The organism is Burkholderia sp. Ac-20365 (assembly GCF_017104715.1).
GTDB lineage: Bacteria > Pseudomonadota > Gammaproteobacteria > Burkholderiales > Burkholderiaceae > Paraburkholderia.
In genome coordinates this window covers 99,729-124,875 of sequence record NZ_JAAGPI010000023.1, presented here as the reverse complement: position 1 = coordinate 124,875, position 25,147 = coordinate 99,729, and the positions used below count along the sequence as shown (strand labels likewise).

Genomic DNA, 25,147 nt, shown 5'->3' with positions numbered 1-25,147 from the left:
AATGCGGCAAGTTGAAAAAATTCCACTCGCATTTGGCGCAGCGCACAACGCGCGCGGTGCATGCTGGTTTTCCCTCATGGTCGCACGCAAGCAAGAACGGGTCGCTGGCGGTCGATTTTGCCGGATTATGGATTTGTACCTTTAATGCACAGCAAGTCTTTTCAGGTCGTATCACTCGCCACCCGCCACGCGGGCGTTCAAGAACACTAGAGCAGTGTCGAAGGGGATCGTCATGAAGTTGATCAACAAAGCCATATCCGCATGTCTTGCCGGCCTTCTGGCGGCGCTGTCGTTACCCGCGCTCGCGCAAGACCCCGCGAGCTGCCGCGCGGTCCATTTCGCGGATATCGGCTGGACCGACATCACGTCGACGACGGCGCTCGCGTCGACGGTATTCGAAGGGCTGGGCTATCAGCCCGTGACGACGGTGGCGTCCGTGCCGATTTCATTCGCCGGGCTGAAGAGCAAGCAGCTCGATGTGTCGCTGGGTTACTGGTGGCCTGTGCAGGAGAAGGCGATTTCGCCTTTCGTTGACGCGAAATCGATCAACGTTTTGCAACCGCCCAATCTGACGGGCGCCAAGGCGACGTTCGCGGTACCGACGTATGAATACGACGCAGGGCTGAAGACCTTCGCGGATATTGCAAAACATCGCGCGGAACTCGATGGAAAGATTTATGGCATCGAACCGGGTAGCAGCGCGAACGCCGCGATCCAGAAGATGATCGCGACCAATCAGTTCGGTCTGGGTGGTTTCAAGCTGGTCGAATCGAGCGAGGCGGGCATGCTCGTCACCGTGGAACGCGCTGTGCGCGACAAGAAGTGGGTGGTGTTTCTCGGCTGGCAGCCGCATCCGATGAACATTCAGATCGACATGAAGTACCTGAGCGGAAGCGAAGGCGTATTCGGTCCCAACGATGGCGAAGCACGCGTTTATACGCTGACGTCACCGGACTTTCTGACGCGTTGTCCGAATGCGGGAAAGCTCGTGAGCAATCTGCGCTTCACCACGCAACTTGAAAACGTCGTGATGCAGTCGGTAATGAACAAGGAGAAACCCGCTGAAGCCGCGAAAGCGTATTTGAAAAAGAATCCGCAAGTACTCGACGAATGGCTCGCAGGTGTGAAGACGTATGACGGCAAGGATGGCTTGCCCGCCGTCAAGGCTTATCTCGGTCTTTGAGAATCGACGCTCAGATACAAAAAGTACTTCTTATAGGAATTGCAAGCATGAACCATGAAGTGATCGTGACCTGCGCCGTCACGGGTGCAGGCGACACCGTCGGCAAGCATCCCGCCATTCCCGTTACGCCGAAGCAGATCGCCGACGCGGCAATCGAAGCCGCGAAAGCCGGCGCGACGGTTGCGCACTGCCATGTGCGCGATCCGAAAACGGGCCGCGGCAGCCGCGATCCGAATCTGTATCGCGAAGTCGTCGATCGCATTCGCTCGGCGAATACGGACGTCATCATCAATCTGACTGCGGGTATGGGCGGTGACCTCGAAATCGGTCCTGGTGAAGATCCGATGCGCTTTGGTGCGGGAACGGATCTCGTGGGCGGCTTGACGCGGCTTGCGCATGTCGAAGAACTTTTGCCGGAGATTTGCACGCTCGATTGCGGCACGCTCAATTTCGGCGATGGCGACTATATCTACGTGTCGACGCCGGCTCAATTGCGTGCGGGCGCGAAACGTATTCAGGAACTCGGCGTGAAGCCGGAACTGGAGATCTTCGATACGGGCCATTTGTGGTTTGCGAACCAGATACTGAAAGAAGGGTTGCTCGATGCGCCGCCGCTGTTTCAGCTTTGCCTCGGCATTCCATGGGGCGCGCCTGCCGATACCGCCTCGATGAAAGCGATGGTCGATCATCTGCCGCCCGGCGCGCAATGGGCGGGCTTCGGCATCGGCCGCATGCAGATGCCGATGGTCGCGCAGGCGATGCTGCTCGGCGGTCATGTTCGTGTGGGACTTGAAGACAACATCTGGCTCGACCGGGGCGTGCCCGCGAGCAATGGCTCGCTCGTCACGCGCGCTATCGAGATTATCGAACGGCTTGGCGGCCGTGCGCTGACGCCGGCGGAAGGCCGCAAGAAACTAGGCTTGCCCGCACGCGGTGAACGGCTGCTCGAAAAGCGTGCCGCAGAACAGTTCGCTTAATGCTTTGAACAATTCCAGAGGATTATCTGCAATGGCAGTGATTACCGACATCAAGACGTTTGCAGCCATCGGCGCAGGCGTAATCGGCAGCGGCTGGGTAGCGCGCGCGCTCGCGCACGGGCTCGACGTCATCGCGTGGGACCCGGCGCCGGGTGCGGAGAAGCAGTTGCGCGACAACGTTGCAAATGCATGGCCCGCGCTCGAACGTGTGGGGCTCGCGGCGGGTGCTTCGCAGGAACGGCTGCGCTTCGTGAAGACAATCGAGGCGTGCGTCGCGCAAGCAGACTTCATTCAGGAAAGCGCGCCCGAGCGCGAAGAACTGAAGCTTGCGCTGCACGAGCAGATCAGCCGCGCCGCGAAGCCGAATGCGATCATCGCTTCGTCGACATCGGGTTTGCTGCCGACCGATTTCTACGCGCGTGCGTTGCATCCTGAACGATGCATCGTCGGGCATCCGTTCAATCCGGTGTATCTGTTGCCGCTCGTCGAAGTACTGGGCGGTGAGCAAACGGCGCCGTCGACCATCGATGCGGCGATTGGCATCTACGCTGCCCTCGGCATGCGACCACTGCACGTACGTAAGGAAGTGCCGGGCTTCATCGCTGATCGTCTGCTGGAAGCGTTGTGGCGCGAAGCACTGCATCTGGTCGACGAAGGTGTCGCGACGACGGGCGAAATCGACGATGCGATCCGTTTTGGCGCGGGCATTCGCTGGTCCTTCATGGGGACGTTTCTCACCTATACGCTCGCGGGCGGTGACGCGGGCATGCGCCATTTCATGCAGCAATTCGGCCCCGCGCTGGAGTTGCCGTGGACCAAACTCGTCGCACCGAAGCTGACGGATCAGCTGATCGATCGCGTGGTGGACGGCACGGCTGAGCAGGTTGGCGAGCGTTCGATCAAGCAGCTCGAACGGTATCGCGACGAATGCATCACGAACGTGCTGTCGGCGATTGCCGAAACGAAAGCGCGTCATGGTTTGCGTGCAGACGAATAAGCTCGCGTAATATCTGTGCCTGCGCGGGCATCGAACGCGATGCCCGCGCACAGCACCTCATTCAACGCGACGGAGACATTCGCCATGCCGCGACATGCGGACCTGCCTGTGTATCACGACGTCGTGCGCGCCGAGTGGGTCGATTACAACGGCCATCTGCGCGACGCGTTCTATATGCTGATTTTCAGCTTCGCGACCGATGCGCTGATCGACCAGATCGGCCTCGACGATACCGTGCGCAAGGCGCGCGGCCGCTCGATCTATACGCTCGAAGCGCACATCAACTATCTGCACGAAATCAAGGAAGGGACGAAGGTGCAGGTCGACATGCGTCTGCTCGCGCATGACGCCAAGCGCATGCACCTTTACCTCGAAATGTACGCCGGTGACGGTGACGAACCCGTCGCGGCGGGCGAGCAGATGCTGCTGCACGTCGACACCAGCGGCCCGCGTTCGGCCGTATTCGACAGTGACGTCGAGGCACGCGTGCATGCGCTCGTCGATGCTCAAGCCTCGCTGCCTGCCGCGCAGTACGCGGGGCGCGTGATCGGTTTGCCGGGGCAAACGCGCAGGTAGCGCCGCTGGCGCCCGTGTGCGTACCGTGTGCATAATCGGACAACGAAAAGCGGAGAGCGCGCGACATGCTTGAACCGGAGATGATTGCCTTCATCGAACGCATGTCGCGTTTCTATCCGGACGATCGCGCCGCGTCGACGCTCGCCGATCAACGGGCGAACTATGCACGCGCAGCCGCGGCCTTCACGCCGCCGTTACCCAGCGGCGTCACGACTCATGACGCGCCGTTCACCTCGCCCGATGGCCACACGTTCAATGTGCGTCTCTATGCACCTGCCCAGCGCACGCGATCGACGGGCACAGTGCTGTTTTTTCATGGCGGCGGGTTCGTGGTCGGATCGCTCGACAGTCATGACCTGATTACGGCGCGCATCGCCGCGGATACGGGGCTGCACGTGGTGGCCGTTGATTATCGGCTTGCGCCCGAACACCCCGCGCCTGCCGCTCACGACGATTGCCTCGCAGTCACGCGTGCCGCGCTCGACGGCAGGCTGCCGTTTGATCAGTTGCCGCATTCTCTGCAACTGGCTGGCGACAGTGCGGGCGGCACGCTTGCCGCGAGCGTCGCGCTGCGTCTGCGCGACGAGGGGGTGAAGGGCGTGCGCGGCGTCGCGCTCGTCTATCCGATGCTCGGCATCGAGCCGCAATTGCCCGCGCGCGATACGGAAGCCACTGCGCCGATGCTCACGCTTGCCGATGTGCGGCGCTACGGCGCGCTGTACTGGGGCGACAGGGCGCGCGATCACGCATGGACCGTCCCGCTCGACACCTCACACTATGAGGGATTGCCGCCGACGCTTGCGATCGGCGTCGAGCACGATCCGTTGCGCGACGACGCGCGCGTGTTCGCCGAACGCATTCGCGCGGCGGGAGGGCAGGCGCACGCGCCTGTCGGCGTCGGCCTCGTGCATGGATCGTGGCGGGCACTGGCGACGAGCCCGGGCGTGCAATGGATGCATCGCGAGGTGTGCCGGTTCCTTGCCGGGCACGCGGCAGACTGAATGGAAAACCCCGTCGGGAACTCCCGCTCCCGATTGTTGCCAGAAACGTCGGTTATGCGGCGAGCGCGTGTTCGAGCACTTCGGCCGCGATCATCGCGGAGGCGTTGGCCGGAGCGGGGCGTTCGGCCGGCTTGAAGACGGCATCGCCGCGGCGGATCTTGCGGCGCGAAACGGCGCAGGTGCCCGACGTATGCGCCGAGCGGCGGCGCCAGCGCTGCTCCCCGTAATGGCAGCGGCCGGGTTCGACCCAGCGGATCACCAGCGTCGTGTCAGAGTGCTCGAGAATCTCGATGCGCAACCCGTTGGCGCCCGTCAACGGCAAACACTCCAAGGTCGTCATGGTCGGCTCCGTAGTTGTGGTGTGCCGAATGTAGTCCCGCGCGCGCGTGAGAGCCATTGTGCCCGCGTAGAAACACTGTTCCCGATTCCGCAATAATGAGATAGCGACCATGCACGGGAACGGTAATAAGCCGATTTGCGGGCTGTCATATCGATTACATACAAATATGCAACGAACTGTTGTATGAAAGGCGGAAAAGGGCTGGATCAGATGCCGTGCCCTACGGGCGTGAGCGTCATCCTTTAAGATGAACGGTTCGGCAGCCAGCGGCGGGTGTGCTCCGGCATTGCGCATGCTCAGATCCGCTGAAGGACATTGCACGCATCGTCATGCGATGGCCGGTTGTTGACGACGCATCGAATCCACTTACGAGGTCACATGAACCAGCGCCCGCCCGACGTTCCATCCGAGGCCGACATGCCGAATCGCCGCAAGATGCAGCGGATCGCGTCCGTCGGCCTGTATGCCGTGATGGTGGCGCTGGCGATCTGGGTGATCCGCGACTTCGTGCCGGCCATCGCCTGGGCCTGTGTGATTGCGATCGCGCTGTGGCCGGCGTTTCACCGGATCGAAGAGCACAAGATGTTCAAGGGGCGTTCGACCTTGCTCGCCACCGTGCTGACGATCGTGATCGGCCTCGTGTTCCTGCTGCCTGTCGGGATCGGCATTGCGCAGGCGGCGGCTGAGGCGCACGACGTGATCGACTGGGCGCGCAACGTCCAGGAAAACGGCATTCCGCTGCCCGATTTCGTTCAGCATCTTCCGTGGGGCGCGGCGCAAATTGCGAGCTGGTGGCAGGACAACCTGGCGCAGCCGCTGCGCGATTCGCCTGCGATGAAGGGCTTGCACGGCGGTGCCGTCGTCACATTCGGGCGGCACTTCGGCGCGCGTGCCGCGCATGCGCTGATGCTGTTCGGCTTCATGCTCGTCACGCTGTTCGTGATCTTCCAGGCTGGGCCCAAGCTGTCGGGCGAACTGATGAAGGGCGTGCGGCGTGCGTTCGGCTACGACGGCATGCATCTCGTCGAACGGATGGCCGCGGCCGTGCGCGGCACGGTGTCGGGGCTGGTGGTGGTCGGGATCGGCGAGGGCGCGCTGCTGCTGCTCGCCTATATGCTGACGGGCGTGCCGCACGCGGCGCTGCTCGGTTTCGTGACCGCGATTGCCGCGATGCTGCCGTTTTGCGCGCCTATCGTGTTCTGTGGCGCGGCACTTTGGCTTTTCATCGAGCAGGGCGCGCTGATGCCGGCGATCGGTCTTGCGGTGTTTGGGTTTGTCGTGGCGTTCGTCGCCGAGCACTTCGTGCGGCCCGTGCTGATCGGCAACTCCGCGCGGCTGCCGTTTCTGCTCGTGCTGTTCGGGATTCTGGGCGGCGCGGAGACGTTCGGGCTGCTCGGCTTGTTCGTCGGCCCGGCGCTGATGACGGTGCTGATGGTGTTGTGGACCGAGTGGGTCGAGCGTTAATCAACCGGGTCCACGCGTGTCTTTGGGTGCGGCCGGTAGCGCCGTTCAGGCCGGCCCCGATCCGCGCAGACGCAGCGTGAGCACGCGCGAGATCGGCACCGAAACCTTTGCAACTGCGAGCAGCGAGCCGATTGCGACGGCATCGGCGAGCAGACCGAGCGGCACGTTCAGATAGCCGTCGGTGGCCGTATAGAGCAGCGAGTCGACGACAAGCGAAATCACCGTTCCTGCGACAAAGCACACCAACCCTCTGCGGCCGACAAGCCCGATCCACGGCAGGCGCTGCGCAAGCGTGCGCGCCCAGCCGATGCGCACCATATTTGCCACGATCCATGCGATCGCGAGGAAATTCATCGCGCGCAGCCACGACAGATTCTGCTTCAGGCTGCTGTCGAGCGGACCCGCTTCCACGAACAGCTTGAACCACGCTGCCGCCGCGACGATGCCGCAGGCGAGCACCGTTACCAGCCAGCCATAGCGATGCGCGCTCGCGCGTTGATAGACAGGCTGCGTCTGCGCGATCACACCCAGCACGAACATCAGCTGCCACGCGAAGGGATTGAAATCCCATTGCGCGTCTTCCGCGACGGGCAGATGCGGCAGCATCGACGGCGCAATGGCCCACACGGCGAGACTGCCGGCGAGCAGCAGCCAGGGCTTGCTGCGCGCGAGCGGCAGGACGGCGGGCACCGCGAACGCGAAGAACGCGTACATCGGCAGAACGGACGCCAGATATGGCTGACGACGGAACAGCAGGATGTCGCGCAGGACGGCAGTGGGCGTGTCCATCATGTCGTCGAGATCGGTCGTGGCCATGTTGGGCGCGTCGATGCTGAATGCGCTCATCACCGCGCTCACGAGCAGCATCAGGACGGCCGTGATCAGAAACGCCCTGTAGAGCTCGAGTGAGCGCTTGAAGAAGCGGTTGCGCGCGTCGGCTTCCGTGTGGCGCCTTGCCAGCGACGCGTAAGCCGTGGCTGTAGCGAATCCGCCGAGGAACACGAAGACTTCGGCGGCGTCGCACAGCGCGTACGCGTGCAGCGTCGCGCGCGACAGGATGCTGCCGCCAATGTGGTCGACGACGATAAAAAGAAGAACCAGCCCTCGGAAGAAGTCCAGCTCGATCAGACGGTTTTTTGATGTCTGCATGCGTTTTTTCGGCAAAACGCCTCCTGAAACGGTGCGCGAACGGCGCGCAGCGCGGTTTCGATGAGGCGGGAAACGGGTGAGGTATGCGTGGTGCGTATGCGGCCCGGCAGGCATAGGCCTGAAAGGGCTGGCGCGGCCGGCTGGCCGGGTTCCGGGTGGTCTCTGAGGCTTTTGCCCGCTGGGAAACCGGCCAGGGAACCGCCGCACGTCCCCAGATGGACCGACATTATCTCTCAGAGTTCCTCCTGGTTGCATTTTTGGTAAGAAAGTGGTTATGCGCATCGCTTGTGGATCCATCCACGTTTCGAAATATGAGATGGGAATTGGCGAAAACGGTTCGGGTATTGGCCGGAAATCCGGGGGAGGGATTCGTATGCTTCCGGCTCGCTGACACGCGTGACGCGAAGGCGTCGTCGATCGCAGTCCGCTCTGCTGCGCCGTGTCGTCTGGTGTCAGACGGCGGGCCGGGAACGTGATGCGTTTGCTTGTCGGGCGACTGGGTGTGCAGAGACGAGGGTAGACAGATGGAAGCGGTTTGGGATGTGCCACGCAAGGGTGCTGCGCTATGTGGCCGACTCGCAGTGCTCGTTGTGGCATGCGCGGGGCTGGCCAGTTGTGCAATGGCGCCGGGCATGAAGATGAGCGCATCCGCGGGATCCGCGACGAGCGAGGCAGAGAGTCATCCTGGCGCGCAGGAGTCCTCCGTGCAGATCACGGATATAGACGCCGCGCTGATTGCACGGATGAAAGAGGATCTGAAACACGTCAATTCAGGTCTGGCGCAAGGTCTGTTGACGAGCCCGGAGCCTTACACGCTGGGTAGGGGCGATGTGCTGCAAATTACGGTCTGGGATCATCCCGAGCTGGCGCAGGCGCAAATCCCAACGGGGCAAACGACGACGCGGCCCGCCGATCCCATCCCCGGATTCGTTATCGACCAGGACGGCAACCTCGACTTTCCGTATGTGGGCCAGATTCGCGCCGAAGGCCTGAAACCCGAGCAGGTTCAACGGCTACTCGCCAGTGCGCTAAGCCGGGTTTTCGTCAAGCCGCAGGTTACCGTACGCGTTGCTTCCTTTCGTGCGAGGCAGGTCTATATCGACGGCGAAGTGCACGCGCCGGGCACGCTGCCCGTCAACGATATTCCGATGACTCTCTACGACGCCGTCAACAGGGCGGGCGGTTTCTCATCCACGGCCGATCAGAGTCGAATCGTGTTGGTGCGTGCGGGCCATTCCTATCGGCTGGATCTCACGGGAATGTTCGAACAGGGACTCAATCCCGCGCGGATCGTGCTCAAGGACGGGGATCTTCTTCGTGTCCTGGCGCGCGAAGAAAACGGCGTCTTCGTGATGGGTGAAGTGAACAAGCCGGTCAAGGCCGTGCCTATGCGAAGCGGACGCCTGTCGCTGAGTGAAGCGATCGCGCAGGCAGGCAGCCTGAACAACACGACAGCGGATGCATCGCAAGTGTATGTGATTCGCGATTCGATGAGCGCAGATCTGAAGGTGTTCCGTCTCGAAGCGAAGTCTCCCGTTTCGATGATTCTCGCGAATCAGTTCGAACTCAATCCCCGCGACGTCGTTTATGTCGACGCGAATGGACTCGTGCGCTTTTCCCGTGTGCTAAGCCTGCTGCTGCCTGCGATAAATGCGGCATTGACGGGCGCGATAGTAAGCAAATGATCAAGACGATACTGGTCGTGTGCGCCGGCAATATCTGCCGCAGCCCCATGGCGCAATACCTCCTCGACGGGAAGCTTGGCGGCGTCGCGGTGCATTCGGCCGGTCTCGACGCAATGGCGGGATCGTGTGCCGATCCACTTGCAATACGCGTCGCGGCAGAGTCGGGACTCGACATTGCCGGGCATCGTGCACAACTGCTCAATCTCGAACTCGTCAGCAACTGCGATCTGATTCTCGCCATGGAAGCCTCGCAGAGGCACGAGATTGTGCGCCGCCATCCGTGCGCGTCGGGGAAGGTATTCCGTCTCGGAGAAATAGAACGCTTCGACGTGCCCGATCCATACCGGAAGCCAGTTACACGCTTTTACGATGCCTTCAGGTTGATCCAGAAGGGCGTCGACGCGTGGGTGCCCCGTATCAAAGCCATGACCTGACAAAAGTGCAACATGAATTACCAGGAACAACCGATCGTCGATGACCGACCAGGCGAAGAGAGCGATTTCATCCGTTATCTGGATACGCTATTCGCAAACCGTTGGCTCATTGCGAGCATCTTCGGCGTTGTCTTGCTGCTGGGCGCTGCCTATGCGCTGCTCGCCCAACCCGCGTACCAGGCCAATATTCTCGTGCAAGTCGAGGAAGATAATCCGACAAGCGCCAGCTCGTTGCTCGGGGACGTGTCGTCGCTATTCAATGTAAAAACACAAGCCGAAGGTGAGTCGAAGATCTTGCAGTCGCGTATGGTCGTCGATCAGGCTGTGCAGAGCCTGCAACTCTTTATCGACGCCCGGCCGCATTATTTTCCGCTGATCGGCTGGCGCATTGCCGGCGGCGCGAAATCATTATCCAATCCGGGAATTTTAGGCTGGGGAGGTTTTTGCTGGGGCAACGAATCAATCGACGTGCGCGAATTCGACGTGCCGAAAGAGCTGGAAGGCAAACCCTTCAAACTGACGTTACTCGATAAGGATCGCTTCCGTCTGGAGCAGTCCGATCTCGACTCGCCCATCGAAGGCGCGATCGGCGAACGCGTGGACGTCGAGCAGAGCGTTGGTCACATCCGGTTGCTCGTGTCGGCCATACACGCCGCGCCCCGCGCAGCGTTCGACTTAACACGCGAGTCGTCGCTCAAAACCCTGGTCGATCTGCAGCGTGAATTCACCGTCCGGCAGGAAGGCAAGCAGAGCGACATTATCAACGGCACGCTACGCGGCCGTGATCCTGAGCAGATCTCCGCGATTCTGAACCGCATCGGAGAGGCCTATGTTGCACAAAACGCCAAACGAAAAGCTGCCGAAGCGGAAAAGTCGTCGCAGTTCCTCGAGGGTCTCCTGCCAAAACTCAAGCTCGATTTGCAAACGGCGGAGAAGCGCTACAACGCGATGCGCAACCATTACGGCGCCTTTGACTTGAGTCTCGAGGCTCAAAGCCTGTTGCAGCAGAGCGTCGCCATGCAGAACAGCCAGTTGGATCTGCTCCAGAAGCGCGACGATCTCGCCACGCGGTACGCGCCGGGTCATCCCGCCATTATCGGTCTTGATCAGCAGATCGACGCGATCAAAGCAAGACTCGGTGATGTCAACAGCCGCATGAAGCGTCTGCCCGACATCGAGCAGGATATGGTGTCACTCATGCGCGACGTGCAGGTCGATCAGGGCATCTACGTCGGCACGCTCAACAATATTCAGCAACTGAAACTGGTTGCGGCAGGGAAGGTTGGCAGCGTTCGTCTCGTGGACATCGCCCGCGTGCCGGAAGAAGTCGTGTGGCCGAAGATTCCGCTTGTGATCGGGCTGGCGGCGATTGCGGGTCTGATGCTCGGTATTGGCGTCGCGTTCGCGAGAGAAATGTTGTATGGCGGCGTAACGGACGCGCAGGACATCGAGCGTTACACAGGGCTCAACGTGTACGGCACCATTCCGCTGTCACGCGCGCAGAAATCGTTCAACGCCGACGTGCGTGCGGAAAGACATCTGCTTGCGAAAACAAATCCTGCAGAGCCGGCAATAGAGAGCCTGCGCAGCATGCGTACCTCGTTGACCTTCGCGATGCTGGATGCGCAAAGCAACTGCGTTCTGCTGACAGGGCCTGCGCCAGGCGTCGGAAAATCGTTCATATCCGCCAACCTCGCCGCCGTATTGTGTGGCGGGACGAAGCGCGTGCTGCTGGTCGACGCCGATATGCGGCGTGGACACCTGCATCAATATTTTGGCTGCGGGCGCGGAGATGGTTTGTCAGATGTGCTTCTGGGTGTGGTCACGGCTGACGACGCGATCCGGCGCGACGTTTGGCCGGGACTCGATCTGCTCACAACGGGCAGCATTCCGCACGATGTCTCAGAGTTGCTGGTCAGCGAGAAGATGAGCAGTCTCATCGCAATGCTACGCGCCCGCTACGACATGGTCATTATCGATACACCGCCGATGCTGGTGGCTTCAGACGTATCGGCCATGGCGAACATCGCCGGCATGGTGTTTCTCGTCGCGCGGTTTCAGCGTACGAGTATTGGAGAAATCAACGAAAGCGCGCGTCAATTGCGGCGTGCACGTGCACCGCTCAAAGGCGTGCTCTTCAATGGCGTGAGCCCGAGCGCATTCGGTTATCGCTCGAGGTACGGCGCTTATCGCTATGTTGCCTATCAATATCAGAGCCGGAAGGCGACGAAATGAGCACTTCGCGCGCGCCATGGCGCAGGGGGCGGCGCAAGCCGCCGTTTGTTCCGCTGCTCACGGGTGGCCTCGCCGTGACGGGACTCTTCACAGCAGTTCATCTTGGCGGCGCCGACCCATTGACGATCGTGTTGTTGCTGCTCGAGGGCGCGAGCATCTGGTTCATCAAGGCCGACAATGAGTTGCTCAGGCTGTGGCGAATATTCGCGCTTGGCTATTTTTGCGTGCTGCCCGCCGGGCAACTGATCCTGCGCGACGAGATCTATCTGACGCTCCTGTCCGAACGGGACCCCGCGACGATCAGTTGGTTCGCGCTGAATATCGTCGGCATCTGGGCGATGAACGTCACGCTTATCGCAATGCGAAGGGGCGGCGTAGCGCGATCCGTATTGCCGGAGACGCTGCGCAATGTAAGGGTGAGCCGATGGGCTTACGTGTTCGCGTTGATGGCCCTCGCGGCACTGTTGTTCATCTACCTGAAGCTCGGCGGCTATGGCCAGATCGTGCAGCTTTATGCGGATCGCCTTGAAACGTCAGTCACTGAAAACGATCCCCTCGAAGGGCTGGGTGTCGTGCAGGCGCTTGCCAATACGGCACCCCTCTGGGTATTCGCTTGCATCATGCTCAGACCCTGGCGTAACCGCGCGTTGAGAACGGCGGCGTTTGTGCAACTTGTCGTGCTTGGGTGGTTGTCGTCAGGTGTTTTCGGAAACCGGCAAGGCATGGTGTTCGTGCTGCTGTTCGCCTCTCTCATTTACAACGCATTCGTGACACATATCAGCCGGCGCATAGCGAAACTCGCAGGAATCTGCGTCGCCGTAGGCGGCCTCGCGATGCTGCCGATGAAATTCGGAATCGACTATTCAGAGATCGGCAATATTTCGGAAAACTTCGCTGATCAGCGAATGCTGCAATTGTCGATGGGGCCGCTTAGCTTCTTCCTGTTCAGAGATCTGTCCCGCTTTGACGTGCAGGTAAAAGCATTGGACGCACTCTCCAAACCAGATTTCACGCTCGCGATGGGCCGTAGTTTCGTGGGCGCAGCAGCTGCGATCGTTCCTAAGGCGATGTGGAAAGACAAGCCGGAAACGTTCGCACGCGAGAAGAGTGACATTGTTCGCGGAAGCGAAAGTAACCAGTCTGATGAAACCACGCTTCTGTTCGGCATGCCGGGCGAGTTCCTCGTCAATTTCGGCATGTTCGGCTATCTGCTGTCGTTCGTCGTGGCGGCGTGGATGATCGATCGAATTGGCCGTATGGCCAACGGCTCGAACTGGAAATGGTTGCCGGTGAAAGTGGTGTCTTATCCGTTGCCGTTTCTGTACTTTCTTTTCGACTCAAATGTTTTGGCGTACTACGTAGTTAGATGGATTTTGCTGTTTGCTTTTCCCATGTCGATGTTGCTAAAAAAAAGGAGTTCCGGCGCGTCAATCGCGTCAGGGATCGTGAGTGAATAATGAAGATAGTTCACGTGGTTGAAGCATGGACAGGGGGTATCGCCAGTTATGTTGCGGCCCTTATGAGCGAACAGTCCAGCGGTGGACACGAAGTGGTCCTCGTCTGCGATCCCGCCAGAATGGACATTTCAAGACTCGATGCCGACGGCTTTCAGGTCGTACCGTATCGATCCAGCCGTAATCCATTTCGCATCCTGCCAGTCGCACGCAGGATGGGTGAGATTATCCGTTCGCTGAATGCAGACGTCGTTCATTGCCATAGCTCATATCCTGGATTCTACGTTCGCCTTAACCGGTTCGAAGATGAGCGAGTACTTTATACGCCACACGCGTGGGCTTTTATGAAAAAGGATATATCGCGTGTGACCGCGTTTGTCTTTGCTTCGATGGAAAAATGGCTGGCGCCGCGTTGCGCGCGAATCCTCTGCATGTCGTTCGATGAAGTTCGGGCTGCGCGAAAGTATCGCATCGCGCCCGAGAAAGTCGAACTTGTGTACACGGGTATTCCGACGGATATACCGGCACATCGAGCCGAGGAGGAGCGCCACGCGAGATCTCATCGAGAGAAACATATCGACGTAGGGTATTTCGGCCGGCTCGATTACCAAAAGGGCTTCGACATAATCGTCGACGCGCTGCCCTTGCTCGAGGATCACGTGCACGTGCACGTGTTTGGCACGGCGGTGCGCGGCGGGGTGGCGATCTCGGGAAACGATACGCGTATCAACTATCACGGTTGGCTAAGCCCGGAGGAGACGGGTGATGCGATGCGCAGGATGGATGTCATTGTCGTTCCATCGCGCTGGGAAGGACTCGCACTCGTTCCCATTGAGGCAATGCGGGCCGGCAAGGTATTGGTTGTCTCAAGTGAAAGCTCGTTGCCTGAACAGGTGATCCACGGCTACAACGGCCTGATGCTTCGGCAACTGACGGGAGCTTGCCTTGCCGAACAGCTCAACGCGTTGTCCATCGACGAATGCCGCCGGATGGGCGCAAATTCGCGCCATGTATTCGATCAGGCGTTCAACGCGGATAAATTCTTCAAGTCCCTGATGAACTGCTATGAAAAGTCCTGATATCTACCTGCTGCACGCATACAGTTCACGCAATAGCGGCGACGGGCTACTAGTCAAGCTAAGCTTGCGCGCACTACGCGATGCTGGATTTGCACAGCCCATTACGGTTGTGTGTCTTGATCCAGCATCCTTCCATGGTTATCTCGACGATCCGAATGTAGAGTTGATTTCGCTCTGGCGGTTTGTGGGCAGAACATTGGTATGTGCGAGGCGCGCGCGTCAGACAGTATTCTTCGGAGTCGGTGGCGGCTATCTGCGTGCGGGCACATGGAAGGAGGGCTGCAAGACGCTGATCGCGCATGGGCTGCAGATCGTGTGTGGGTCGCTGTGGAAGCCGCGCTCGCGCATCTATTTTCCGCAGAGTGTCGGCCCGTTTTCAGGGGTGCCGGGCCATATATTGAAGTGGCTCGTGCGAAATCACGTCGATACGATCATGTTGCGCGACGACAAGAGCGTGCGCGAACTCGATCATCGGAACTCCGTTCGGATCGGCGACCTGGTTGTGCTGGAAATCGGCAAGCCATTGCACATGTCGCGAGCCGTGACCGCTATATCCGCTGCTCCCGCCGCGCGCCGCAAGGTGTACTTCGTTTTTCGCGATCTTGGCGGCAAGCCTTACGCGGAGCGCTACAACGCAAAGCTCCAGCGTCTGCTCGAACTGACGCCCGACGCAACGCTTGCATTGCAGAGCGCCGGGCGTGGGAATAGCGACGATCGCTTCTACCAACAGATGTTCGGTGTGAGTTCTGCGCCCGCGCTGGGCGATGTGATTCGCGACGAAGATGCCGTCGTCGTGTCCGTGCGTTTGCACGGCAGCCTCGAAAGCGTGCTTGGTGGGACGCCGAGCATTCACATTGCGTACGAACGCAAAGGGCTTGCCGCGTTTAGCGATCTGGGACTGTCCGACTATGCGTTCCACGCGGAAAGCTTCGATCCTGAGCAGGTTGCTGCTTCGATCGAAAATCTCAGGTGTGACACAGCACCGTTCTGGAGAAAACTGGCGACTTCGGCAATCGATCGTCGTGAGGAATTGCTGGAGTTGATTGCGCCTGCAAAAAAACCTTCGATTACGTTCCTGATGGACGGCAACTTCCAGAGAGCGGAGAGCCGAATTTTCAGCCCGCATATGGGGCACCGAAAATTCGCGTCGCGCTTCGAGGGCAATTTTTCAAATGTTCTGATTGCAGCCAGGTCGTTTCCAGTACAACAGGCCCGTGGAGAACTCGTTACGGGACGATATACGCAATTCGTTGATCTGGGCAGTCCGCGCGGGGTAGCAGGGTGGATGAAGCACTTTCCCCACCTGGTATGGCGCTGCTGGCGTCTGGTCTGTGATGCGGACCTGTTGTTGCTCCGTTTTCCCGGCAATTTTCCGCTGCTGGCGATGCTGCTATGTCGGGCAAGCAACAAGCCATTCTCCGCCGAAATCGTCGCCGATCCTGCCGAATACTTCAGTGAGGCGGCCTCTAGTCATCCACTAAGGCGTGTCGCTCGCCGGGTTCATTGCTGGGCTACGCGTCACGCGGCAAGGCATGGCCGAACCGTGCGATATGTGACGGCGAACTCCCTGCAGGCGGCATATCCGCCGGGAGCACACGCACAAGCGTTCGGTTTCAGCGACGTCTATCTACCCGACGAGCTGTTCGGGTTTGACAACGGAAATCGGATGGACCACGCCGACGACGCCGTATTTCGCGTCGTGAACGTCGCCATGATGCACAACGGGAGCAAGGGGCATGCGATTTTGCTGCATGCGGTCGCGACTCTGCGTGAACGCGGCTTGAACATCGAACTGACGCTCGTTGGCGACGGCATGTTGCATGTCGAGCTAAAGAGTCTGGCCGAACAGCTTGGGCTCGCCGAGCATGCGCGGTTCGAAGGTGCGCTGAATGGAGAGGACGTGCTGCGCGTGGTTAGCCGGCACGACCTATTCGTGCTTCCATCGTTACAGGAGGGTATGCCGCGTGCGTTGCTCGAGGCGATGGCGATGGGCGTCCCCGCGGTCGCCTCGCGTGTCGGTGGCATTGCGGAGGTGCTCGATCCGGCCTGCCTGATTCCTGCGGGTAATGTCGATGCGCTTGTCGAAAAGTTGATGCAGATTGCCTCCGACAGGCAGTGGCAAGAAGAGCAGAAGCAACGCCAGCGCGAGACAGCCCGAGCGTTTCGCTATTCGGAACTGCAGGTGCGGTACCGCCACTATTGCGACGCGCTAAAAGCGTACGGCTGATATGAAACGAGACGTTGTCTATGTGATGCTCGCGTCCGCGTTGCCGGCCGCGGGCAATTTCGTAGCCGTAGCGCTCGCGCTGCGGTATCTCGATGCCGAATGGCTTGGTAAATCGTACGCGCTCATCGCGTTCTTTTTCGTTTCAATCGACCTTTTCAATTTCGGTTCGCCACGGATCTTCACGGTCAAAACGGTCCACTCGCGCGTATCGACGTTGATTTTCATGGATTGTATTAGCGCGTTTGGTTCGGCGGTCGTGTTCACAACCGTCGGCACGCTATTGGAAGATCGTGGTCTGCTTGCGCGCACGCAGTTCAGCGTGCTGATGACGATCGCGCCGATTTGCTACGGACTCTCGCATTTCTCGCTCGGAGCACTACGTTTTTATGGCCGGAGCGGCATGATCTGCGCGATTTCTACGCTATCCGCGCTCAGCCGCGTGTTGGTTGTCGTGCTACTCGTTGTGCACCAATCACTCGTTCCATATTTTCCCGATCTTCTGTTACTTGTCGAAGCCATGTATGGCGTCATGCTGCTAGTCGCGTACGGCTATAGTTTGCGCCGTGGAGCGCCGCATGACGCCGAGTTTTTTCCGTCAGAAGCGGAAAAGTTCAGACTTCTACGGTTCGAATACAAAACGTTCTTCCGCGAGAACCAGAAAGCGATTCTGGGAAGCTGGTATGGAAATGCGATCTTCTCAGGCGCAAAGCACGTGGACGTCGTGATCGTCACATTCGTTGCCGGGCCAGTTGCGGGGTCGTTGTATCGTGGCATGAAGAGCGTGCATAACCTGGCGTTTAACTGCGGGCAAGGCGTGGCACTCGTGCTGGGTGGTCGGATCAAGCACAGTGGCACGTGGCTCTTTCGAATGTCGTGGGGTCGCGTGCTCGCTGCAGTGGTGGCCTTGCTTACGCTGGTCTCGTGCTCGAGTTTGCTCGCGTGCCGTGTACGTTTGTTCCCGATCGCAGTGCTTGGCTCCGAGACGATACAGTTCAGCGTCATGTTTGCTGCCTTCCTTGGTGCTACGCTCATTTTCCTTTGCCGCGTGTTATCGCTTTTCATCTTCTCGACCAATCGCGCATCCTTCGTCGGCATTTCGACACTCGAGGTCAGTTCGACTCTACTGCTGGTTTCTATCTTGTCGTATGGTTTTGGACTACTCGGTGCACTGACGGGCATTGCGATCACAGGCGCTCTTGTGCTGGCGTTGTCGTTGAGGATGGGCGGGCGTGCGGCACGGCATTCAATGACGGTGCCATGCGCGGCGGGTAGGACCGGTTGACAACAGCCAGCGCGGAAAGATGAAACGTCGAACGCTGCTTGCAGGATGTGCTAGCGCGCCTCTCGTGTGGATGGCCAGACCTGCACGTGCTGCTGCATTGTCGGAACGGAAAGTGTTTGCGCATTACATGGTTGCCTGGCCACGTGGCGGACGTGATGCTCGTATCGCTGACTATGTTGCAGAATTCCGCGATGCGCAGCGGCGTGGCATAGATGGATTCGCATTGAATTGCGGCGGGTGGTCACTGAGCGAACCGCTGTATCGATCTCGGATACTCACGATGTATCGTGCTGCCGAAGAACTCGGCGACGGCTTCAGGTTATTCGTATCGGCAGATGGTAAGGCACAGCAGGAGCTCGATCAAATTGTGCGGACGACAGCTGAACTGCCCGCTCAATTAATGGTTGACGGCAAACCAGTGCTTTCATCGTACGCGCTTGGTGGACAAGACGCTGCTCGTTGTGAAGTACTGATCGCGCAGGCGGACAAGCTGGGTGCGTACTTCGTGCCGCATTTCATGCCTTCCACGCGCGAAGCGGAAATCGGTGATGTCGCTGCGCTTGAAGTTGCAAGCCGCTGCCAGTCCGCGAGCGGATATTTCTATTTTGGTGCGGCTGGTTTGCCGGATTCGCTGGCGCGGTCCACCAGGAATCTTGCTGAGGCGCTCAAGTCCAGTGGCAAGCTGTTTATGGCGTCCGTCACTCCCTACTATCGTGGCCTCGCGAGCGGAACGAACTATCGGGCGTTCGAGACCAATGGCTTTTCGGGTATGGAGACAGAATGGCGTGCCGCCATCGAAGCGCGTGTCGATTGGATTCAAATTGTCACGTGGAATGACTGGGCAGAATCAACGTATGTTTCACCCATCGGAAGCAGCACGCGAAAACAGGTCTATGATCCGCGATTCGGCGCTTTGCTGAACCACACCGCATACCTCGATGCGAGCCGATATTTTATCGAATGGTTTAAGCGGGGCGATGCACCGGAAATCGAGCGGGACGTCTTCTATTATTTCTACCGTGTCCATCCGATCCGAACTGGCTTGATGAAGGGGGAACCGACATCGTCCGATACGCCACCTCCACCTTTAGTGCGCGCACCGTTGACTGCTCAAATTCATGTGACTGCGTTTCTGACTGAAGCTGCTGTTCTGGTGATCGAACAAGGTGGCACGCACACAACGCACAAATTATGCGCTGGCGTGAACCATGTTGCCGTGCCGGCATCACCCGGTGCTCCGCGCTTCGTACTGGTTCGTAATGGAAACACAATCGCCGACAAGAAGGGCGAAGAATCCATCCGCACCGATGACTACAGCGGTGCGTTTAATTACTTCAGCGGATCGTCGGCACTGGTGCGCGAGGAAAACTGAGCGCGGAGGGCACATCGAGTGCTCTTCCACGCTCATTAGTAACATTCGCTCAGTAGGCACTCTTGCTTACGAATCCTTTGATGATTGTCAGCGCAATGATTTTGATGTCTAGCCAGAACGACCAGTTTTGAATGTAGAACATATCGAACTTGACGCGTGCTTCCATCTTTTCGATTTCCGCCGTCTCACCCCTGTATCCATTGATCTGCGCCCACCCGGTGATCCCCGGTTTGATCCGGTAACGGAACATATAGTGCTGAACAAGTTCCTTGTAGTATTCGTCGTGTTCGACGGCGTGCGGGCGTGGCCCGACAACGGACATTTCACCTTTTAGCACGTTCAGAAACTGCGGCAACTCATCAAGACTGGTACGCCGTAGCCAGCCTCCAATTTTTGTGATGCGCGCGTCGCCTCTACGGGCCTGTACAACTGAACCCGGTTTGTCAGCGCCCACAAACATGGTGCGGAACTTGTAGATGGAGAAAACATCGCCGTTGATCCCCTTGCGGTATTGCCGAAAAAGAACGGGGCCGGGCGAAGATAGCTTGATCAGGGCGGCGATCAACAGTAAAAGCGGGAGGATCGCAAGCAGGATAAAGAAGGAAAAAAGACGATCGAATACTTCTTTAGGAAAAATGTCCCAACCGCGTTCAGGTGCCGCTAGCAGGTTCAGGACAGGGATGCCCCTGTAGTGACCAATCGGGGAGCCGCTCCCGGTTCCCACGCTCGAAATGGGTAGAACGCGGATGTTGATGAAGTCGTCGCGAAACTCGCTTAAGAGATGCTCGACTGAAACCGGTCTGAGTGGATTGTTCAGAATCCAGATTTCACGAATTTTTTGAGCCTCAACGTACTGCTTGAACGCGTTCATATCGCGTACAGCGGCTATCCGGTCGATTGTCGTATTGACGCGAAGCGAAGGGTCGAAAATGACCTCCGGTATGAAGGCCATGCTCGTGTGTGCGGCAATCTGCGCGACGAGATCGTCACTGGATACCTTTGAGGCAACTATTGCAATACGCGTCGGTGCAAATTGACGCGGTCTGAACAAGGACGACAATGCATGTATTGTGAAGCGCGCCGCGACGAGTGCGCATGCGGCTGTCAGTGTCCAGCAGAGGAACCATCGGTCCCGCATCTCACCGTCTGGATAGCCATGAGAGATCGCAATCAGAATTAACTGCGAAGCAAGCCAGGCGAGGATTGCGCGCAGCGCGCCGCTGAGCGGTGAGTCATAACGGAATGGCTTGTACACCCTGGTCAGCCGAAACGTCATGAATGGAAGAACGAAACCTAGCAGACCTAGCAAGCCGTCGATGTGAGAAAACGAAGATCGGTCGCTAAAGATAACGCTTTGGGAAAGGATCGCCGCGCCTGTAATACAGATAAGGTCTGCGGCTTTTGCAAATGGAGTCAGCATCTTTTGTATTGACCAATGACGTTAAATATGCATGGTTCTTTCTTGGACTCTGCTTCACATCTATTTTTATATCGCACGCAATCGACTGCGATATTCTGTGGGCGCGATGCCCAAAATGTCCCTGAATAGTCTTGCGAGACTTTCGCCGCTTGTCAGGCCGCAGCGTCGGGCAATTTTGTCCACCGGTAGATCGGTCGTTTCCAGCATTTTCGTGGCGAGTCCTATGCGCGAGTGCCGTAGATATTCAGATGGTTTGACACCCATCTGCTCGCGAAAATGGCGCAAATAGGAACGGTCGCTCATTCCAGCGGTTTGGGCGGCCAATGTCACGGAAATCGGCCTATTGCAATTGCTCGTGATCCATTGCGCACTCTCTTGTATCTTCCGCTTGATTGATTTGCAGCTGTCTCTTGTGATAGCGGGCAATTCTGGGAGAGCGGTATTGTTGGCACAGAGTTCGATTACGCGACGCTGCAAGGCTACGCCGAAGTCCTGCCTGATCAATTCCAGCGCGCGTGCAACTGCCGATCGCTTTGCATGAGAATGCGCAGCGATACCCGCTATGCCATCAATGCTTGCGTCAATTTGTGTGACTATCTCGTCATGACGAAACGAAGAGCGCAGGATACTTGCCGACGATGACGGTGCGCTGCCGTCTGTCATTGCGATCAAATCGTAAGGATCAGCTGTCGCGGCGCGAAGGCGCTGTATTAATTCCGAATGGTGTGAAGTGGTTAGTCCGGCGTTGTCGCGTGCGAAGAACAGCGCCCGCGCGTTGCCGAGATGGTCAATCTTTTTCGTCAGCACATCGACTCTCGCCGAACTCGAGACGCGGCCACCGTGAATGGACACAAATACGGTCCTATAGCAAGACATGCCGGCATGCGTCGCGGCCAAGACCTGATTGGCCTTGTCAAACACATCGATGACTTCTGCCGCAGGCAGCATCGAGAACCCGTCGAATACGGCCACCCCGATGAGATGAGTCTGGCACCCGATGCCTTGCCTCAATACAGCGTTGCGCGGACTGCGTATGACGTCGCAATGATTCGACTTCATCCATGCCTCCCTGCAGTGTGACGGTCTGGACATGTGACGTAGTCCAGGGGTTGGTCGACGGCGCAATCGAATGTGGTTGCTCAGCAGTTGCTTCAAACTACGCCCTCTAAAGGCGCAGAGAATACGAAGACATTTCAATACGTCCTATCGGACAATTCCGATTCAAAGCGCGGAAGTTTCATGCGCGAAACTTTTAACGAATCTGCGCCACAAGAACTCGAACATCCCCTACAGACCCATTCAATCCCACGAATTGATGCACCAAACGTGGGCATTTCACAACGATTTCTACAACTGTTTAGCCTTCAACTAGACGGCATGAAACGGCTCGGGCAGCATCTCGTCCGTTGCATGCACCCTGATTCAAAAAATACGGGCACACCCGCAAGCAAACCGGCAAGAAGCTGCGCAAATAGTAAGCATGCCGAATGAAAAAGTTAAATCCTGAACCCGCGCCAACCAGCATATCTACCAAAATCGGAGATCGTCCAATGAAGAAACAGATCCTCGCGCTAGCCGCTACGGCTGCGTTCGCCGCTCCCGTGTTCGCACAAAGCAGCGTCACGCTGTATGGCGTGATCGACGAAGGCGTCAACTACACGAATAGCGTCGGCGGCCATAGCGTTGTCGAGCTGCAAAGCGGCTATGCGCAGGGCAGCCGCTGGGGCCTGAAGGGTGCGGAAGATCTTGGTGGTGGCAACAAGGCGATCTTCCAGCTGGAAAGCGGCTACGACCTGAATAGCGGCCGTGCGGGGCAGGGTGGCCGCATGTTCGGCCGTCAGGCGTACGTTGGTGTGTCGAATGACCGCTTCGGTACGATTACGTTGGGCCGTCAATACGATTCCGTCGTCGACTACCTCGCGCAAACGACGTCGAACGGCAACTGGTCCGGCTATCTGTTCTCGCACCCGTTCGATAACGACAATACGGACAACTCGTTCCGCGTCAACAACACGGTCAAGTACGCGAGCCCGGACATTGCCGGCTTCCAGTTCGGCGGCACGTATAGCTTCAGCAACGATACGAATTTCGCCAACAACCGTCAGTACAGCTTCGGTGCGCAATACGCGACGGGTGGTCTGCTGCTCGCGGCTGCGTATCTGCAGGCGAACAACACAGGCGCCACGTCGGCGGGTGCAATTGCAACCAACGACGCCAGCTTCTTCGCGCAACGCATGCGCGTGTTCGGCGCAGGCATCAACTACACGTTCGGCTCGGCGACGGTCGGCTTCGCTTACACGAACTCGGATTACCACAACCCGACGGGCAACGGCTACCTCGGCACGCCGGGCGCAATCGTTTCAGCAGGCTCGACGCTGAATCGCCTGCGCTTCCAGAACTTCGAACTGAACGCGAAGTACCAGGTGACGCCTGCCTTCTACGTTGGTGGCGAATACGTGTACACGTTGGAGAACTACGACGCATCGACGGGTAGCGTCAAGCCGAAGGTTCATACGGTTGGCCTGATGGCGGACTACAACATCTCGAAGCGCACCGACTTCTACGTGCAGGGCGTGTACCAGAAGGTTGCAGGCGACTCGACGAACTCGATCATGGACAACGCGTTCATTCTCGGCACGCAGGCGCCGTCGTCGACGTCGAACCAGCTCGCGTTCCGCGCGGCGATCCGCCACAAGTTCTGATCGCGTAATGTAGCAAGCGACATTCGTGTCGTCAGATTTCCACGCATTTCCCGTCGCGCTTCATTCGAAGCCCGACGGGTTTTTTTATTGGCGCAATTAGATTGCCATCACACCATTATTTGCGAACAGATGAAGCGCCGCATACTGCAACAGCATGATGGTCTTGCCATCCATGATCTCGCCGCCAGCGATCATTGCTAGCGCATCGTCGATGAGCAATTCGAGTACTTCGATATCTTCGCCTTCGTCCGCAATGCCGCCACCCCGGCCGACGCGCGAATCGGCATCGTATTCGGCAATGAAGAAATAGAGCTTCTCGGTCACCGAGCCTGGACTCATGAATGCCTCGAAGACCTTGCGCACGTTCGCCACGCGATAGCCGGTTTCCTCTTCCACTTCAGCGCGAATCCTCTCTTCGGGCGACGCCTCCTCGAGCAGGCCGGCGGGCGCTTCGATCAGCATCCCTTCGTGCCCATTGACGAACGCGGGCAAGCGAAACTGCCGCGTCAGCACGACGGTCCGCCGCCGCGGGTCGTAGAGCAGCAGCGTTGCGCCATTGCCCCGGTCATAAGTCTCGCGGCTCTGCCGCTGCCAGCTGCCATCGGCACGCCGGTAGTCGAAGGTGGTTTTCTTCAGCACGTACCAGTCGTCGGACAGCAGCTGTACATCGACGATGCGCACGCGTTCATTCGTCTCGCTCATGCATCCTCCTCGGTTCGAATGAATTCATGGTATCGTGCATATTCGTGCAAAATCAAGAAAAATCGTGCAATTCGAGTTGTCTCACCCTCAGACTAATGACGATGCTGACCTCCCAACGTAAGAAGCTGATCCTCGAAGCACTGAAGCGCGACGGCCAGGTGCTAGCCAGGCCGCTCAGCGATGCATTCGGTGTTTCGGAAGACACGGTGCGCCGCGACCTGCGGGAGCTTGCTGCCGAGGGCAAACTGCAGCGCGTCCACGGTGGCGCGTTGCCGTCATCCCCAGCCGTGGCGAATCTCGCGGGCCGGCAGGCGATCGGCTCGGAAGCGAAGGCCGCGATCGGGCGGGCCGCGGCGCAGATGATCGCACCCGGCCAGATCGCGTTCGTCGATGGCGGGACGACGGCAATCCAGCTGGCGCGCCATCTGCCTGCCGATCTCCACGCGACGATCGTGACGCACAGTCCGAGCGTCGCCGTCGAACTGGCGGCGCACGAGGCGCTGGAAATCGTGCTGATCGGCGGTCGGCTGTTCCGCCATTCGATGGTGACGGTGGGCGCGGCCGCGATCGAGACGCTCGGCCATATCCGCGCCGATCTCTACTTCATGGGCGTGACGGGCGTTCACCCCGAAGCGGGCTTGAGCACAGGCGATCTGGAAGAGGCGTATGTAAAACGCGCGCTCATGGGCCGCGCGGCCGAGACGGTGGTGCTGGCATCGTCGGAAAAGCTGAACGCGGCGTCGGCGTACATGATTGCGGGCATCGACGCTGTGAGCACGATCATCGTCGAGAAGGGTGCGGCCGAAACGGCGACCGCGCCGTTCGAAACGCTCGGCGTCTCGATCGTGCGCGCGTGAACGGCGCGAGG

21 protein-coding genes are annotated in these 25,147 nt (G+C 58.9%); 16 read left to right on the top strand and 5 right to left on the bottom strand.

Annotated elements, in window-relative coordinates:
* The first annotated feature begins 238 nt into the window (after window positions 1–238).
* The 5 genes from G3O01_RS29900 to G3O01_RS29880 all read left to right on the top strand — a co-directional run bounded on the left by G3O01_RS29900 (window position 239) and on the right by G3O01_RS29880 (window position 4,734).
* The gene (locus G3O01_RS29900; protein ID WP_205810230.1) at window positions 239–1,183 is read left to right on the top strand and encodes a choline ABC transporter substrate-binding protein; all 945 of its coding nucleotides are present in this window, start codon (window positions 239–241) and stop codon (window positions 1,181–1,183) included.
* A 47-nt stretch (window positions 1,184–1,230) separates the two neighbouring features.
* The gene (locus G3O01_RS29895; RefSeq protein WP_205810199.1) at window positions 1,231–2,160 is read left to right on the top strand and encodes a 3-keto-5-aminohexanoate cleavage protein; all 930 of its coding nucleotides are present in this window, start codon (window positions 1,231–1,233) and stop codon (window positions 2,158–2,160) included.
* Between the two features lie 31 nt (window positions 2,161–2,191).
* A complete protein-coding gene (locus tag G3O01_RS29890) occupies window positions 2,192–3,157 on the top strand; it encodes an L-carnitine dehydrogenase (protein WP_205810198.1) in 966 nt (321 codons plus the stop codon).
* Between the two features lie 84 nt (window positions 3,158–3,241).
* Window positions 3,242–3,733, top strand: a complete 492-nt coding sequence (locus G3O01_RS29885; RefSeq protein WP_205810197.1) for a thioesterase family protein — start codon at window positions 3,242–3,244, stop codon at window positions 3,731–3,733.
* 65 nt (window positions 3,734–3,798) lie between these two features.
* Window positions 3,799–4,734, top strand: coding sequence for an alpha/beta hydrolase (locus G3O01_RS29880; RefSeq protein ID WP_205810196.1), 936 nt, complete (start codon window positions 3,799–3,801; stop codon window positions 4,732–4,734).
* A 52-nt stretch (window positions 4,735–4,786) separates the two neighbouring features.
* Here G3O01_RS29880 and G3O01_RS29875 read toward each other — a convergent pair whose 3' ends face one another.
* Complete coding sequence (locus G3O01_RS29875; protein ID WP_205810195.1) at window positions 4,787–5,074, bottom strand: DUF3331 domain-containing protein; 288 nt, start codon at window positions 5,072–5,074, stop codon at window positions 4,787–4,789.
* Window positions 5,075–5,452: 378 nt separating this feature from the next.
* Here G3O01_RS29875 and G3O01_RS29870 point away from each other — a divergent pair, with 378 nt between their 5' ends.
* Window positions 5,453–6,538, top strand: coding sequence for an AI-2E family transporter (locus G3O01_RS29870; RefSeq protein WP_205810194.1), 1,086 nt, complete (start codon window positions 5,453–5,455; stop codon window positions 6,536–6,538).
* Between the two features lie 45 nt (window positions 6,539–6,583).
* On the opposite strand, the gene G3O01_RS29865 is transcribed toward G3O01_RS29870, so the two are convergent.
* A complete protein-coding gene (locus G3O01_RS29865; RefSeq protein ID WP_205810193.1) occupies window positions 6,584–7,687 on the bottom strand; it encodes an OpgC domain-containing protein in 1,104 nt (367 codons plus the stop codon).
* A 620-nt stretch (window positions 7,688–8,307) separates the two neighbouring features.
* Between G3O01_RS29865 and G3O01_RS29860 the strand changes: the two genes are divergently transcribed.
* The 8 genes from G3O01_RS29860 to G3O01_RS29820 all read left to right on the top strand — a co-directional run bounded on the left by G3O01_RS29860 (window position 8,308) and on the right by G3O01_RS29820 (window position 19,455).
* Window positions 8,308–9,372 carry a polysaccharide biosynthesis/export family protein gene (locus tag G3O01_RS29860; protein WP_241024374.1) on the top strand — a complete coding sequence of 355 codons (1,065 nt, stop codon included), beginning with the start codon at window positions 8,308–8,310 and terminating at the stop codon, window positions 9,370–9,372.
* Window positions 9,369–9,806 (top strand): low molecular weight protein-tyrosine-phosphatase, encoded by a 438-nt coding sequence (locus G3O01_RS29855; protein ID WP_205810191.1) that lies wholly within the window; start codon window positions 9,369–9,371, stop codon window positions 9,804–9,806. The genes G3O01_RS29860 and G3O01_RS29855 overlap by 4 nt, the downstream gene beginning before the upstream one ends.
* Window positions 9,807–9,818: 12 nt before the next feature.
* Window positions 9,819–12,041, top strand: a complete 2,223-nt coding sequence (locus G3O01_RS29850; protein WP_205810190.1) for a polysaccharide biosynthesis tyrosine autokinase — start codon at window positions 9,819–9,821, stop codon at window positions 12,039–12,041.
* Window positions 12,038–13,498, top strand: a complete 1,461-nt coding sequence (locus G3O01_RS29845; protein ID WP_205810189.1) for a hypothetical protein — start codon at window positions 12,038–12,040, stop codon at window positions 13,496–13,498. Before G3O01_RS29850 ends, G3O01_RS29845 begins: the two co-directional genes overlap by 4 nt.
* Window positions 13,498–14,574 carry a glycosyltransferase gene (locus G3O01_RS29840; RefSeq protein ID WP_205810188.1) on the top strand — a complete coding sequence of 359 codons (1,077 nt, stop codon included), beginning with the start codon at window positions 13,498–13,500 and terminating at the stop codon, window positions 14,572–14,574. Before G3O01_RS29845 ends, G3O01_RS29840 begins: the two co-directional genes overlap by 1 nt.
* Window positions 14,561–16,801, top strand: coding sequence for a glycosyltransferase (locus tag G3O01_RS45415; protein ID WP_241024367.1), 2,241 nt, complete (start codon window positions 14,561–14,563; stop codon window positions 16,799–16,801). Before G3O01_RS29840 ends, G3O01_RS45415 begins: the two co-directional genes overlap by 14 nt.
* A 25-nt stretch (window positions 16,802–16,826) precedes the next feature.
* Window positions 16,827–18,083: a hypothetical protein gene (locus G3O01_RS29825; RefSeq protein WP_241024373.1), complete on the top strand. Its 1,257-nt coding sequence runs from the start codon at window positions 16,827–16,829 to the stop codon at window positions 18,081–18,083.
* A gap of 112 nt (window positions 18,084–18,195) precedes the next feature.
* Window positions 18,196–19,455 (top strand): glycoside hydrolase family 71 protein, encoded by a 1,260-nt coding sequence (locus tag G3O01_RS29820; protein WP_346779227.1) that lies wholly within the window; start codon window positions 18,196–18,198, stop codon window positions 19,453–19,455.
* A gap of 49 nt (window positions 19,456–19,504) precedes the next feature.
* Here G3O01_RS29820 and G3O01_RS29815 read toward each other — a convergent pair whose 3' ends face one another.
* Window positions 19,505–20,875 (bottom strand): undecaprenyl-phosphate glucose phosphotransferase, encoded by a 1,371-nt coding sequence (locus G3O01_RS29815; protein ID WP_205810184.1) that lies wholly within the window; start codon window positions 20,873–20,875, stop codon window positions 19,505–19,507.
* A gap of 66 nt (window positions 20,876–20,941) precedes the next feature.
* Entirely contained in the window at window positions 20,942–21,934 is a 993-nt protein-coding gene (locus tag G3O01_RS29810; protein WP_205810183.1) for a helix-turn-helix domain-containing protein, read from the bottom strand.
* Window positions 21,935–22,425: 491 nt separating this feature from the next.
* Between G3O01_RS29810 and G3O01_RS29805 the strand changes: the two genes are divergently transcribed.
* Window positions 22,426–23,577 carry a porin gene (locus G3O01_RS29805; RefSeq protein WP_205810182.1) on the top strand — a complete coding sequence of 384 codons (1,152 nt, stop codon included), beginning with the start codon at window positions 22,426–22,428 and terminating at the stop codon, window positions 23,575–23,577.
* Between the two features lie 96 nt (window positions 23,578–23,673).
* Here the strand turns inward: G3O01_RS29805 and G3O01_RS29800 are convergent, their stop codons facing one another.
* Window positions 23,674–24,279: an NUDIX domain-containing protein gene (locus tag G3O01_RS29800; protein ID WP_205810181.1), complete on the bottom strand. Its 606-nt coding sequence runs from the start codon at window positions 24,277–24,279 to the stop codon at window positions 23,674–23,676.
* Window positions 24,280–24,305: 26 nt separating this feature from the next.
* Between G3O01_RS29800 and G3O01_RS29795 the strand changes: the two genes are divergently transcribed.
* Window positions 24,306–25,136, top strand: coding sequence for a DeoR/GlpR family DNA-binding transcription regulator (locus G3O01_RS29795; protein ID WP_241024366.1), 831 nt, complete (start codon window positions 24,306–24,308; stop codon window positions 25,134–25,136).
* Window positions 25,137–25,147 lie beyond the last annotated feature (11 nt).